General features: G+C 53.3%; 17 protein-coding genes and 2 pseudogenes. 2 read left to right on the top strand and 17 right to left on the bottom strand.

The features are described from left to right. Window positions 1–15 precede the first annotated feature (15 nt). Window positions 16–1,115, bottom strand: a protein-coding gene (locus tag F1728_RS25765) for an IS3 family transposase (protein WP_155366439.1) whose coding sequence is annotated in 2 segments (ribosomal slippage) — window positions 16–851 and window positions 851–1,115 — 1,101 coding nt in all. Because the reading frame shifts where the segments join, the coding sequence is not laid out codon by codon here. Between the two features lie 140 nt (window positions 1,116–1,255). Here F1728_RS25765 and F1728_RS25770 point away from each other — a divergent pair. Further along, window positions 1,256–1,894 (top strand): annotated as a pseudogene (locus F1728_RS25770) (IS3 family transposase); the annotation flags it as partial. A gap of 225 nt (window positions 1,895–2,119) precedes the next feature. Here the strand turns inward: F1728_RS25770 and F1728_RS25775 are convergent. From F1728_RS25775 to F1728_RS25840, 15 genes are all read right to left on the bottom strand, one after another. Then, window positions 2,120–2,779 (bottom strand): HesA/MoeB/ThiF family protein, encoded by a 660-nt coding sequence (locus F1728_RS25775; protein WP_228030350.1) that lies wholly within the window; start codon window positions 2,777–2,779, stop codon window positions 2,120–2,122. Next, the gene (locus F1728_RS25780; protein WP_228030351.1) at window positions 2,776–3,444 is read right to left on the bottom strand and encodes an MPN domain-containing protein; all 669 of its coding nucleotides are present in this window, start codon (window positions 3,442–3,444) and stop codon (window positions 2,776–2,778) included. The genes F1728_RS25775 and F1728_RS25780 overlap by 4 nt, the downstream gene beginning before the upstream one ends. Then, the gene (locus F1728_RS25785) at window positions 3,356–4,372 is read right to left on the bottom strand and encodes a hypothetical protein (RefSeq protein WP_155366441.1); all 1,017 of its coding nucleotides are present in this window, start codon (window positions 4,370–4,372) and stop codon (window positions 3,356–3,358) included. Before F1728_RS25785 ends, F1728_RS25780 begins: the two co-directional genes overlap by 89 nt. Window positions 4,373–4,467: 95 nt before the next feature. After that, a complete protein-coding gene (locus tag F1728_RS25790) occupies window positions 4,468–4,692 on the bottom strand; it encodes a MoaD/ThiS family protein (protein WP_155366442.1) in 225 nt (74 codons plus the stop codon). 199 nt (window positions 4,693–4,891) lie between these two features. Beyond that, a complete protein-coding gene (locus tag F1728_RS25795) occupies window positions 4,892–5,107 on the bottom strand; it encodes a hypothetical protein (protein ID WP_155366443.1) in 216 nt (71 codons plus the stop codon). A 97-nt stretch (window positions 5,108–5,204) separates the two neighbouring features. Continuing rightward, window positions 5,205–5,450 carry a hypothetical protein gene (locus F1728_RS25800; protein WP_155366444.1) on the bottom strand — a complete coding sequence of 82 codons (246 nt, stop codon included), beginning with the start codon at window positions 5,448–5,450 and terminating at the stop codon, window positions 5,205–5,207. A gap of 9 nt (window positions 5,451–5,459) precedes the next feature. Next, entirely contained in the window at window positions 5,460–6,401 is a 942-nt protein-coding gene (locus tag F1728_RS25805; RefSeq protein ID WP_155367497.1) for a hypothetical protein, read from the bottom strand. A 26-nt stretch (window positions 6,402–6,427) separates the two neighbouring features. Then, a complete protein-coding gene (locus F1728_RS25810; protein ID WP_155366445.1) occupies window positions 6,428–7,924 on the bottom strand; it encodes an AAA family ATPase in 1,497 nt (498 codons plus the stop codon). Between the two features lie 44 nt (window positions 7,925–7,968). Beyond that, the gene (locus F1728_RS25815) at window positions 7,969–8,574 is read right to left on the bottom strand and encodes a hypothetical protein (RefSeq protein ID WP_228030353.1); all 606 of its coding nucleotides are present in this window, start codon (window positions 8,572–8,574) and stop codon (window positions 7,969–7,971) included. 59 nt (window positions 8,575–8,633) lie between these two features. Then, on the bottom strand, window positions 8,634–8,828 hold the full coding sequence (locus tag F1728_RS25820) for a DUF2997 domain-containing protein (RefSeq protein WP_145044139.1): 195 nt from the start codon (window positions 8,826–8,828) through the stop codon (window positions 8,634–8,636). Continuing rightward, window positions 8,828–9,193 (bottom strand): DUF1257 domain-containing protein, encoded by a 366-nt coding sequence (locus tag F1728_RS25825; protein WP_155366446.1) that lies wholly within the window; start codon window positions 9,191–9,193, stop codon window positions 8,828–8,830. The genes F1728_RS25820 and F1728_RS25825 overlap by 1 nt, the downstream gene beginning before the upstream one ends. Before the next feature lies 1 nt (window position 9,194). Continuing rightward, the gene (locus F1728_RS25830; RefSeq protein WP_155366447.1) at window positions 9,195–9,767 is read right to left on the bottom strand and encodes a hypothetical protein; all 573 of its coding nucleotides are present in this window, start codon (window positions 9,765–9,767) and stop codon (window positions 9,195–9,197) included. After that, entirely contained in the window at window positions 9,706–9,897 is a 192-nt protein-coding gene (locus F1728_RS31385; RefSeq protein ID WP_194242527.1) for a hypothetical protein, read from the bottom strand. Before F1728_RS31385 ends, F1728_RS25830 begins: the two co-directional genes overlap by 62 nt. A gap of 347 nt (window positions 9,898–10,244) precedes the next feature. Then, entirely contained in the window at window positions 10,245–10,790 is a 546-nt protein-coding gene (locus F1728_RS25835) for a hypothetical protein (protein ID WP_155366448.1), read from the bottom strand. A 63-nt stretch (window positions 10,791–10,853) separates the two neighbouring features. Next, the gene (locus F1728_RS25840; protein WP_194242528.1) at window positions 10,854–11,573 is read right to left on the bottom strand and encodes a DUF4339 domain-containing protein; all 720 of its coding nucleotides are present in this window, start codon (window positions 11,571–11,573) and stop codon (window positions 10,854–10,856) included. 83 nt (window positions 11,574–11,656) lie between these two features. Between F1728_RS25840 and F1728_RS25845 the strand changes: the two are divergent. After that, window positions 11,657–11,895, top strand: a pseudogene (locus F1728_RS25845) (helix-turn-helix domain-containing protein). A gap of 6 nt (window positions 11,896–11,901) precedes the next feature. On the opposite strand, the gene F1728_RS25850 reads toward F1728_RS25845, so the two are convergent. Then, window positions 11,902–12,213 carry a hypothetical protein gene (locus F1728_RS25850; protein ID WP_155366450.1) on the bottom strand — a complete coding sequence of 104 codons (312 nt, stop codon included), beginning with the start codon at window positions 12,211–12,213 and terminating at the stop codon, window positions 11,902–11,904. Window positions 12,214–12,431: the final 218 nt, after the last annotated feature.

A 12,431-nucleotide genomic window follows, 5' to 3' on the forward strand; every position in this document is an offset into this window, starting at 1 on the left:
AGATCCAAGTTAAAATCATCCCTGGCGCGCCAGGGATGATTTTTTCGCGAACTCCACCGGGGTCTGATTTCCCAGCGAGCTGTGTGGGCGGTTTTCGTTATAGTCCAGCCGCCACTGGTCAATTTGTTCCTGAGCGTCTGCCAGGCTTAAAAACCAATGCTGGTTTAAACACTCCTGGCGAACTCGCCCGTTGAACGATTCAATATACGCATTGTCGGTTGGTTTTCCCAGTCGACTGAAATCCAGAGTCACTTTGTTGAAGTAAGCCCACCAGTCCAGACTCTTCGAAATGAACTCAGGGCCGTTATCCACGCGGATTGACTGAGGACAGCCTCGGGCCTCTTTGACGCGATCCAGAGCTGCCACCACTTCATCTCCAGTCAGCCGTGTTCCCACCTGTATGGCCAGACTCTCACGACTAAAGTTATCGACTAACGTCAACAGTCGGAACCGCTGCCCGTTAAACAGCTGATCGGCCATAAAGTCCATGCTCCAACTCTCATTGGTGCGACTGGCTTGCTGACGTGTTTTCCGGACCTGACAGCTCCGATTCCGCCGGGGGCGTTTTCGACGCATTTGCAGGCCTTCTTCGACATAGAGCCGGTACACCAGCTTGTGATTGACGTGCCAACCTTCTCGCGAAAGCAGGATATGCAACCGCCGATAACCGTAATGCACGCGGGTACGGGCCAGATCACGTAACCGGATACGTAATTCGGTCCTCTCGTCTCGAACACTTTTGTAGCGGTGGCTGGTTCGTGGAAAGTTCAACGCCCTGCAAACACGACGTTCGCTTTGGGAATAACCTGCCTGAAGCCGCTTCACCACTACGCGACGACGATCAGACCTCATACCTTTCCCTGGACGACATCCTGCAGCATCTTCTTATCGAGGCTGAGGTCGGCCACGAGCTGTTTCAGCTTCTTGTTTTCTTCCTCGAGTTGCTTCAGACGCCGCAGTTCAGCCACCCCCATCCCGGCATATTTTTTCTTCCAGCGATAGAAGGTCTGCTCGGAAATGCCCATCTTGCGGGTCACTTCCGCCACTGTGGTTCCTGATTCAGCCTGGCGTAAAGCAAAAGCGATTTGTTCTTCTGTGTAGCGTTTTCGTTTCATAGATCTGATCCTTTTCCAGAATACAAGATAACAAAATCTCTCGCATTCCACATGGATCAAGAATCGGGGAGAAGGTCATCTCAGCAGTGTTTCTCTGAAAGGTTGTGAATTCCGTAAGAGATTCCCTGGGACACGATCAGGTTTCGGAACGCCGTGCCTGTCGTGTCCTGGGACAATCCCGTTCCACGCAACGGAGGCAGCCTGTGGTCCCTTCAGATGAACCTCGGCTGGTTCGGGAGATCATCGATCTGGCGAGTCAGTACGGCCGTTATGGTTACCGTCGGGTGACCGAGTTACTGGGACGGCGAGGCTGGAAAGTGAATCACAAGCGCGTGGAACGACTCTGGAGACAGGAAGGCCTGAAAGTCCCACAAAAACAGCAGAAACGTCGTCGACTCTGGTTCAATGATGGTTCCTGTGTCCGGCTACGTCCCCGGCACCGGGATCATTTCAGGAGCTACGATTTTGTGCATTGTCGCACGCACAATGGTCGGGCCTTCCGGATGTTGACCGTGCTCGATGAATATACCAGAGAGTGCCTGTGCATTGATGTCGAAAGGAGGTTGAACAGCGAAAGTGTTCTGGAACACCTCAGTGACCTGTTTGTGCGTCGTGGAGTCCCGGACCATATTCGCAGTGACAATGGTCCCGAGTTCACGGCTGAGCGGGTGCGTGATTGGCTGCACAGGGGCGAAGTGAAGACTTTGTTCATTGGGCCAGGCAGTCCTTGGGAAAGCGGTTACATTGAATCCTTCAACGGAAAGCTGAGATATGAATTGCAGTGCGTTGTGGAACGATAATGCTCCCAGGGTTAAGAGGAACGTTATTGACATACGGAGACAACAAGCTTTAAAGAACTGGAAGCCATACTGCCCTCGTTGGGAATTCCATGATGACTAAAATATTCTGATAGCTAAAAAAAGCAGGCAGACCACCTTCAAAGGTGGCCTGCCTGTTCTGGTTATTGCGTTATAGGATGATAGAGAAAATAGTATCGTAAGTTGTCAATTTACTACAGTCTCGCCTGCCAACAGATTTAGAGTCATATCGTGCTCTAAGGATATTCCACGCAGCCAGCGACAAAACTGATGCACCATCAGTCCCGCTGCGATGCCGGCTGCATACACAGTACTGCGTGAGGTACAACTGCCCGCCTGAGCCTGGGGTTGAGGAAAGAGTGTCTCTGAATACTGGTCTATTCCAGAATTCTTTGTGGCAGTCAGCACTCGGATCGTTTCTCCCAGCATTCTGCCATCTGTCCAGAACGCACATTCTCTGCTGATGGATCGCCAGATCGCCGCACGGGCAGAGATCGAATCCACACAGCAGAAAACAGCCTCTCCTGTATTGATAGACGAACGAAACCGATCCGAAACTGTCTCCACTTGAACCGAATCATCGAGCTCCCGGATCGCCTGAGCTGTTGCTTCGACTTTAGCTGATCCCAGATCCTGTCTCCGATATCCCTGTGTCGTGATATTGGTCAATTCGACCAAATCAAAATCAACAAGCTGAATCCGCGGTGTCCCGATCGCCGTCAGCTGCAGGGCCACCTGTCGTCCGATGGCTCCCACACCGATGACAGTCACCGAAATCTGTGAAAGCCGTTCAGCGGGTACCAGACTACTTTGGCTCTGAAAACGGTCTATCGTTGTATTTGTCACTTCAAGTCTCCTTCCCTATCAGGTTCATTGAAAAACCAGTCCGCATCCCATTCAAAATTGTCGAACGCCGATAACGGCCGGCCGGGTTGGCGTTGCTCCGGATGCACGTTCGTTAAATATTCCCCTTCCCAACATTCGGGTTCACAGCCTGGAAAGGGCTCAGAGTAATCCCGCCTGACTGAAATCTCACATTCAAATGTGGGACCAGAATTCATCCGCAGGCGGGCATATGATCGCCCCTGCCGCGCCAAGATGAACATCACGGCCCAGTCAGAACGACCGAAGACGCGTTCAAAGGTCTCCTCATCAGTGGGGCTGGGTTCCGGACAAGCTCCCGGATGAGTGTGGATCCAGATCCGACCAAACTGCTCCGGGCGGAGTCCTGCATCGACCTGATCGTCAAAGAAATTCGCCACCGCTTCATCATCGAAGGCAACATGGACCAGCGAGCAGGTCTGTTTCACGAGTTGCAGGTCCTGGACCAGCAGCAAATCCGTCGAGGCCGCGATTCCAAAGCCGCCGACCTCCGTATGTCCATAATCACGCAAAAACAGCAGTTTGGCCCAGGCGGTTGGGCTAAAGCGGAGCGCCGGCAGGGGGGACCGTCTCCGGCGATGTGGTTTCCTGGTCCGGTTCGTACGTTTCTTCGTCTTCCTGTGTTTCACAGATCGGGCACCTTTCTTCATTATCGAGGCAATTTGAACAACAGTTGGAACCACAGAGTCCACACTCTTTCAGGCAGGATTCACAACAGTCATCACGGCAGATTTCACAGCGGGTCGAACAGTCGTGGCAAAATGAGGAACTACAGCCGCTACAGCGATTGGCGCATTGCCGACACAAGCGGTTTTCGCAACTGGTGCAGTGAGTCTGCTCATCTGTGGTAACGACATCCGCACAATCACTGCATTCTGCACTGTGCCAGTCGCTGAGGGCGACATAGGGACTTTCCGGGTTGTAAGTGCGTAACAAACGGGACACCAGCACGAAAAAATCCAGCAGCCGCCCCTGATCCAGGGCGCGTCTGATGGGCATACGGGCGTCTCCTTCACAGACGTTGTCAGACTGCACGTGCGGATGCGTGACTGCATCATCGGTGATCGGCGGCTGTGGATCTTGAGCAAACACCTGGTAGTGAAAGTGTGAGTCTGAATTGAGATCTGCAAACTCCAGCCGAATCTCAAACGCCCCCAGATAGACGCCTTCCAGCACAATTGGCTCTGTCACCACCGAAATCGTCTTACTTTTCAGATCAATGCTGTATTCACCAAACTCCTCTTCCAGGGCCAGCAGATCTTCGAAGATGGTGCGGATCACAGAGACAGGATTTTCAGCAGTGGCTGACTCCAGTTCCTGCTGTAAAGTTACCAGATGTTGAGTCAGCTGGATGACATCAGGTATCAGTACCCGCTTCAGCTTGGAGGCAGCACGGAACCAACCCCGTTCCTGTACCTGTTGTCGCATACGGATCAATCGCAGACAGCTCAGCCAGGCCGCTTCCGGTAGCGCGATATTTGACTCACTTCCCTGTGAGCCGAGTTGTTGCTCAATGAGACTGGCCATCCGCCAGACCGTTTTCAAACTCTGTTTCATTATTCGTTTACTCCTTTTACATTAATAGAAGACAGGCTATCGGGACCGTGATCCCGACAGCCTGTCAGAGACAAAATAATTCACTTCTAAAAAGGCTAGCCTTTCGCACCCTCGATTTTTGTCGGAGTGATCGAAATCCGGTCCCCGTCCTGTAACGGCTGATCGGGAGGACACGGTTGGCGATTGACCCGGATCAGATAGTCCGAGGCGTTCGCATCCGGCATGCGTTGTTCGAACAGTTGAGCGACCGTGGTTCCCGCGGCGACTTCAATGTAGTCCGCGAATCCGCCACCATCGTTGTTAATCAATAAAACTTTCATAGCATTCCTTTCTGGAATTGATTTGGAGATGTATTAATAAGAAGTAATGCTTTAACTAAGCGACTTTCGTTTGCGACGTCGTTTTCTGCGCCGAGACTTAACGGCACGTCGTCCCCGATGCCGCCCACTATGGAGCATCTGCAGTCGATTTGATTGGAAGGGACCAGCTGCCTGGCTGGAGCAGCGAATGATCTCGAGATCACACCCATGAAGGAACATGATTCAATCCCTCTGTCTGTGGAGCCATTCGCTGGTTTTCCAGTTCGTCCCAATCGATGACCAGCGGTCCCGATGTTTCCGAATCCGGATCAACGGTTTCCTGGGGTTCCGCTAATAAAAAGCCCAGGCGTTTGACGGTGGCGATTGTCTCGCCGGTAGCTAGGGCGACGGCCCGATTCAAGTCTGACTGTTTCATCTAATGTCTCCTTTAAAGCATAGGTTAAATAAAAAAAGCCCCAGCCCTGCAGCGACAATTCTGCAAGACCGGGGCACATTTGGGGGTTATTTCATTTTCAAGGACTGGGAGTGAGCCAGTGCTGCTCCAACCAGTCAACTTCTGACTGCAGGGCCGCACTCCGCTGCGCAAACGGCCCCAGCCGCGGTCCCTGGACGGGGGACAGATCGACGATCCATTGACCAGCCGCATTCGGTTCAACAAACGAGCCGCGTGAGATCTGCAGTCGACCGATGGCGGCCAGGTCAATGTCTTCCGCGTAAATGCAGCGGACTTGTCCTTCAGGTGTGATGATGAGTTGCATGTTACATCCTCACTTCGGAGTCCGTATGATCTGACGCCGCGGCCGGTCGACCAGCAGGCCATCCAGGGCAGCCTGGACGCCCGACAGTTCGGAAGCCACCTGTTGCCGGAGGGCGTCCCGCTTCCTCAGTTCCTGGGGTTGAATTCCCTCCACAATGTTCTGACACTGAGAGACCAGGGCATCCAGTTGCTCGTTGGACCGCACATTCAACGACCGGAAACGTTCAAAGAACTCGTGCAAGTTGCCGATGGCAGAATCCCGGAAGACCTTGGGACGGCCGTCGGCCTGTCCACTCAGGCGATCTGTCAGATGCGACACCAGTTTCGACAACTCATCCAGAAAAGCGTCTTCCGCCAACCGGACCGCCTCCTCGAATCGCGACTGCACGCGCTGGCACTCTTGTTCGTAGAGTTCGGGATTGAGCTGTCTGAGATAATTCGGCGGTTCGATACTGGGGAACTCCCAGGTCACTTCGAATAGCCCTACCAGCGTTGTGGGGTAATCATCGTCATTGAACAGACTTCCCAGACGCTCCCGGGCCGCCGATTTCATGGACAGGTATTGTTCATCCAGTTCCGCAACCGCCTCGGCCAGTTCCTCCGTAAACCGATGCATCTGTTCCTGGAAGGCGGTCAGAGTATCGTGTCGCAATAAGCGGATGCCCGGTTCCGGAAAGGGGAGACTGACCGAGGTCCAGTATTTCCGTACCTGGTTACGAACGGCACTTACGGCCCGAAAACGGGGATGCCCTGTATCCAGCAGCTTCTTGCCGGCACTCAGGAACGCTCCTTCCGCCCCAAACGATTCGGCGGCCTGGGCCTTCTGGTCACGTGTGAGCGACTTCCGGGTACCGAACCATTCAAAACTGACCCGCGTGGCACACATCGTAGCTCTGAGACGGTCGATGGGATCGTGGTGAGTTTCCACTTCTTCTATCGTAGCCATAGTCATCATTTCTCCTTGATTCAAAGTCAGGTTTAGTTTCTGCGGGGATCACGGGAGAGTTTGCGCTGCGCTCGGCCTTCCGACCGCTCTCCGTGAACAAAGACGCCCGGCTGCTCTGCAGACAGGCAACGGTTGCTGGCCCAGCGTCTGAGTCGAGCCACTGATTCTGCGGCAGTGACGGCCACGGGGACCACGTTTTCAGCAGCCTGGGTTAACGGGACATCCAGCAGGGCTGCCAGGCGACAGCAAGCCCTGATTTCGGAACCGGTCCAGTGTCGGTCTTCGGGCAGCTTCTGATCCTCTGTGAGTCCATACTGTTCTCGATAGATGTTCCAGATCACCTGCTTCTGTGAATCTCCGGGCAGATCCAGAAAGAAGAGACCGTCAAAGCGTTCGGCACGGATCAGCTCGGGAGGAAGTTTTGAAATGTCGTTGGCAGTACAGACCACGAACACGTCTGAAGTATGGTCGTTCAGCCAGCTTAAAAGTGTCCCCAGCATGCGTGTGGAAACACCGCTGTCGGACTGTCCGGACGAGGTGGCCCCGCTCAGCCCCTTTTCGACCTCATCGATAAACAGGACGGCGGGCTGTATCGCATCAACGATGCGGAGCGCCCGTCTTGTTCGCTCCTCGGTCTGACCGACCAGCGCGCCCATCAGGGCTCCCACGTCGAGTGTCAGTGTGGCTCTTCCGGTCTCTTTTCCCAGTGCTTTGGCGAAGGCACTTTTCCCGGTCCCGGGAACTCCCAACAGCAGAACGCCCCGAGGACGAACATGGGATGATTCCTGTGATCTGGGACGCAGCGCACGCCGGCAAAAGGCTTTTAAAGATTCCAGGCCTCCCAGGTCATCAAATGATTCCGAGCCGCTGTGGAGCGTTAGCAGACCGCTTTTTAGCAGCGTCTGAGCCTTCAGCTCCAGCACGACGGAGACGTCGATGCGTCCGTGTCGTACCAGGGAGAGGCTGAAAGCACCCTCTGCCTCGTAGCGGGTCAGGCCGCAGGCAGCGTCCAGAACACGCTCCAGTTCCGTTCCTTCCGGTAGTTCGCCGGGTTCCGTGGCAATGCTGCGAGCGATCTCCTCCAGCTGGCTCCGGTCGGGGAGATCGTGTTCCAGACAGACGAACAGCTTTTCCAGTTCCGGGGGAATCTGGATCAGACTGGATAGTATGATCACAAAGGTTCGGGTTTGCTTTCCCAGACCGATCTGTTGCGTCAGTGCCTGGATGATTTCGGGAGAGTTAATAAAGCGGTGGAAATTCTTGAGGACGAGCAGCGTGGGCCGATCTGAATCGGCCTGGCTGTTGAGGCTGTGTATGGCTGCCAGGGGATCAGGGTACGACGCATCACTCTCTTCAATGGCTTGCGTTCCCTGTAGCCCCCGGTCAATATCCCAAGAGAGCAAGCCCCAGTCTTCACTGTGGCAGAGCCGGGTAATTTCCAACAACGCCTCGTCATGTTCGTGGCTCTGAATCCAGATCCCGGTAAAGCAGGCGCGTACGTTCTCCGCCAGTCGTTCGGTTAGTAACATAAGTGTTCCTCTTAGGTTGAAAGAAATAGGTGTGTGAAGTGTGCTTAAGCGGTCTCAGCCAGTTGATGGATCGTCTCCAGCCAGGAGATGATTTCTCCGTCCGGATCACGTTCCTGCAGCAGGGGGACCGTCATCTCCTCAACGGCACTGGTGTTGAGCCAGTGCTTGGCCCGATTCGTTAGTCGCACCCGAGCACGACGAGTGAGCCGTTGCCAGGTGGATTTTCCATGACTGCTCTCAAAAACTTGTTGTGCTGCCAGAGTTGCCACACAAGCATGGTCATCGAATTCCAGTGGAACATTAGTGATAACCTGAATCGAGTGGGGATGCAGATAGTTCTCCAGACTCCGTTTCTGCGTCAACATGCCGCGGCAACGAGAGCGTTGGTTGATCCTGTCGACGGTCTCCAGACGTTGTTCTGTAACCGGTGACTGCTCGCGATCGTACAAATGAAACTCTGGCAGATTGAGTGGCGAAAGTCGTCTAATCCAAGCTTGAGGATGCCCACTGATCGGCAGGAAGATAAGTTCTCTATTACGTTCCATTGCGGCCAGATCAGGCAGTGCGGGATGCGCAGAATGGAGAAGTGCCGAGATGCGTCTCAGGAACTTGATGTCGTGTGTCCCTTCGACGACCACCAACACACGCACCCGTGAGGGAGCTCCGTCAATTCGTTCAGGTAATTCCTGTATGTGTTGTGAATTGAAAGCTAATTCTCCTGTTTGAGTTGGTTGGGTTGGTGTTGAATGGATTGGTGGTATTCGGCAGTCAGCTGTTCCGAGGAGACTTTTCCCAAAGCTCCTTCCAGAAACCGACTGGCATCCCGACAATGGGAACCGGTAAAGCCGCGGGTCTCGATCCGGGACTGACCGTCGGTTGAAATGATGATTTCAATGATTTTCACTAGCCTTCTCCGATCTGAATGGTGAGTTTGATGGAACCGTCGCTGAGCCGATTTTCCAGGACGGAATGTCCCTTGCGGCGCGCTTCCAGACGGCATTTTTCAACGCCATAGGATTGCAGTAGCCGATTGAGGTGAGTCGGCTCACCCCAGCGGCCTTCAAAGTTGTCGTAGCGGACCTGGCCCTGTTCGACGTCAAAGACGACAGGATACCGCCAGTCAGGGAGACGGACCGCGTAGCCAGTGACTTCTCCGCTGAACAGCGTGACGCTTTCGTGAACGGGTTCGCCCAGATTGAGTCGACGGCAGGCCAGGCCCAGTGCTTCCGCGTCGCGGACCTCTGTCTGGATCGTGACAATATGTGACATTTCATGTGCTCCTTTCTGTGGGATCATCAGGATCGAGGGGCTGCGAGAAATCCGTCAGCCGTGGTTTGTCTGGATTTGTATTTGCAGGTGGCATCAGCCACGGTTCTGCTGAGACCAGGTCATCTAGCAGTAGCTCTGTCATTTGCTGTTCGTCTGCGGGTTCGATTTTCTGACTGAGTAGCAACCAGCAGATGAGTAAGGGCAGCAGGCTAACCACCACCATGGCTACCCTGGTGATCGCAGCGGCAATGATCGGATCACGGTGGCGGATGTCGGCGATGTCGCGGCGTTCCGCTTCCAGCTGGTCCCGCTGGTGCCCAATCTCGTTTCGCTCAGTTTGCATCTCGCGTTGTAGGGTGACCATCTCCTGCCGGGATCTGGCATCCGCTTCCACCAGTTCCCGTGAACCAGAGGCGACTTCCTGCTGGAGTTCCGCCATGCGCTGGTTCTGTTCGGCCTGGCGCTCCAATTGCCGCGTGGCCAGTTCGGCCACACGACTGTTTTCGTCGGAACTACAGCCGGCTCCGGTCAACAGGATCAGTGTTAGTGTGATTGGTAGAGTCGGTTTTTCCATGTGCCCTCCAGCGTTGAATCAGGTGTCTGAGAATTCCCTGCAGCGCCAGCCGCAACCGCCGTTCCTTGATCAGAGAGACGACAGTCAGCAACAGGGCGACAGAGACGAACGTTAAAACCATGTATTCCAAGCAAGGCTCCTTTCTATTGGAGATGTGAAAACACAAAACGCCCCGCATACCTGTGGCATGCGGGGCGTTTTTACTGACGACGAATTTGTTTTGGAGATCGACTACCATCGTACAATAGGTAATCTATCCCCTATGTATTATGACACGTTTTAGGCCAAAATTTAGATATGGGGACTCACCCGAAAGTGTGGCAAGAATCACCGTGCGTACCTGATATTTATTTTTTCCAGCTTGTCATTTCTCCTGGCTCTTTCTCTCTTCTTCCATCTATTATGACGCGTTTTTCGTCATAATTTAGGTTCGGTGGATACAAATAGCTGAAGCGACTCTCTGAGCAACGGCTCCAGTTATTTACCTACGGGTAAAAAGAAGTTGATTCCACCACCGATCAAGTAAACACCAATGAGAATTACAAACAGCCCTGCAATTCTGTTGGCCACCGGTCTATGTTCCGGGTTCCCTCCGGAATCATGGGCTGTTCCGGTCAGCATCGTGTAACAGCCAATCAATAGCACAGCGCAGCCCCCAATAATCATCGAATAGGGTTTCACTCCGTGGAACCAGTGACCACCTGGGATCAACGCCAGTGCGTTGACTGTAATCCATGACAAGAGTGCCACTCCTGCCAGGAAATTCCAGCCAGGCAAAGGGAGGACTTTATTTTGCTCGTTGGCAGGCTCTGGAATCACAGGGACGAATCCGGGAAATAATCCGATTTCGAATGCTTTATATTTCCTACCGTCCTGGTGAATGATCTCCGTATCAGGCTGGATGTAATCCAGCTCAACGTATTCCATCAGTTCATTATAAGAGTAAGGGCCTGCAAGCAGGCCCTGGTCATCAAACCGCCATTCAGTGGCTTCCCTATTTTCAGGAATCATATTATCACTCATAAGAGCCTTTCTTTGTTACCAGATTGAAACAACATAATTCTCTGTCCTGTTTGTACCGCTTACTCAGGTTAAGGGGAGAGACCGTTCATTGCGTCGCAGCCAGAGAAGTGCAGTGACCATAAAGGCTGCTTCACACAACCCGACAATCACAGCTAAGAAATCGATCAATTCGACTGCCACTGTTTTAGTGGCATAGTGAATCGGATCAGACATGGCGAGAAGTAGCATCACCCCGAAAAGCATCAGAACCTGTACCGCAACGGCCACGACGATACTGAGAATAATGATCGTGGTTCCGGAAAGACGTAATGCTCGGAGTCGCATCCCACCGATGAACAGGGCAACGGTGATAAACAGTGATGTGAGCATATCGACGAACATTACTAGTGCATCCACGCCGGCCAGGGGAGCGTTTTCTACAAACGTGAGTCCACTTGTCAAATCTGAAACTACATAGAACCCCCATAACCAGGGAGATACCAGGAGGGTGTAGATACAGATCCAGTTTGCCATGGCGGGCAGCCTGGGATTCGTGATCAGAGGGTCGGTGGGATAGCTCTCCAGAGGGGGAGCTGGAGGAGATTGCAGAGCGGCATCTACAGTATCAGGCTCGAAGTTATTCCAGTCAGACAGTGGCTTCCATTCTTTCGAATCTGATGAGTAAACATAATCAGCCAGACTGATTTTGTTTGACTGTAAGGAATCTCTAATTTGCTGGTGAGATAGAGGACCTTCAGCCACACCATTCTTCGCCAGCCACCACTGGCTCTGGGGACTTTCCATTGTTTTGTTATTTTCTTCGTGCATAAAACCTACCAATCTTATCTAGCTGAAATATTTTGTTTTTACGTTTATTGGGGGACTGCATGTTCTGCTGCATTCCCACTGAATCCTGGAGAACTCTCCTGGTGAGATTTGGACAGCGGGTCCTGGAGCTGCGCAAAGAGCAAGGTTACTCGCAGGAGAATTTTGCTCGCGTATGTGAGCTGGACCGGACCTACGTCGGCGGGATCGAACGGGGGGAGAGAAACTGTCCCTGCGAAATATTGAGCGGATCGCAAAGACACTCGAGATCAGCCTGGCCGAACTGATGGAAGGGGTTTGAGGGAGCTCAGACCGCTGGGGCGACCAGAACGACTCCCAGGCGGTCAGACGCGTCTGCCATCGCCTGTCTGGCAACCTCCGGAGAGTTAAACAGACGGGGAGTCTTTATGCTGGCCGCATCAGAACGGCACACAGCATAACGTAGCCGCGCTGCCAGCAACTGCTGGCGAAGTTGTTGAATGTCTTCTTCTTGCCAGGATGGCTTGATTCTGGGGCCACCTGAATAGATCGTGAACACGTCTGCGTCCTTGAGATCCATCTCTTCGTACCAGAACTGCAGGGCCCCTCGGATCAACATGAAATCTTGTTTCTGTATCATTGTTCTCCTTTCTGTCGAAGGGACTTTTTATCAGGGCATTAACTCCATCGTCAATCAAGCAGACTGCCGGTACAGAGCAGCTCAACGATTTCAATAGCTATGTATTCCCTATTAATTGAACTAAACCGCTTCGCGGTAGGCCTGGGATCGGCAACTGTGATTGATCCCTCCGCTGAGGGCTCGTCCCACCGGACTGCAAAGTATACGTAGCACCCCGG

Source organism: Gimesia benthica, assembly GCF_009720525.1.
GTDB classification, from domain to species: domain Bacteria; phylum Planctomycetota; class Planctomycetia; order Planctomycetales; family Planctomycetaceae; genus Gimesia; species Gimesia benthica.

What these genes read in the sequence shown, in the direction of transcription:
- F1728_RS25785 (WP_155366441.1), bottom strand. Translation starts at nt 4,372, where the DNA reads ATGAAACAGAGTTTGAAAACGGTCTGGCGGATGGCCAGTCTCATTGAG.
- F1728_RS25790 (WP_155366442.1), bottom strand. Translation starts at nt 4,692, where the DNA reads ATGAAAGTTTTATTGATTAACAACGATGGTGGCGGATTCGCGGACTAC.
- F1728_RS25795 (WP_155366443.1), bottom strand. Translation starts at nt 5,107, where the DNA reads ATGAAACAGTCAGACTTGAATCGGGCCGTCGCCCTAGCTACCGGCGAG.
- F1728_RS25800 (WP_155366444.1), bottom strand. Translation starts at nt 5,450, where the DNA reads ATGCAACTCATCATCACACCTGAAGGACAAGTCCGCTGCATTTACGCG.
- F1728_RS25805 (WP_155367497.1), bottom strand. Translation starts at nt 6,401, where the DNA reads ATGACTATGGCTACGATAGAAGAAGTGGAAACTCACCACGATCCCATC.
- F1728_RS25810 (WP_155366445.1), bottom strand. Translation starts at nt 7,924, where the DNA reads ATGTTACTAACCGAACGACTGGCGGAGAACGTACGCGCCTGCTTTACC.
- F1728_RS25825 (WP_155366446.1), bottom strand. Translation starts at nt 9,193, where the DNA reads ATGTCACATATTGTCACGATCCAGACAGAGGTCCGCGACGCGGAAGCA.
- F1728_RS25830 (WP_155366447.1), bottom strand. Translation starts at nt 9,767, where the DNA reads ATGGAAAAACCGACTCTACCAATCACACTAACACTGATCCTGTTGACC.
- F1728_RS25835 (WP_155366448.1), bottom strand. Translation starts at nt 10,790, where the DNA reads ATGAGTGATAATATGATTCCTGAAAATAGGGAAGCCACTGAATGGCGG.
- F1728_RS25840 (WP_194242528.1), bottom strand. Translation starts at nt 11,573, where the DNA reads ATGGAAAGTCCCCAGAGCCAGTGGTGGCTGGCGAAGAATGGTGTGGCT.
- F1728_RS25850 (WP_155366450.1), bottom strand. Translation starts at nt 12,213, where the DNA reads ATGATACAGAAACAAGATTTCATGTTGATCCGAGGGGCCCTGCAGTTC.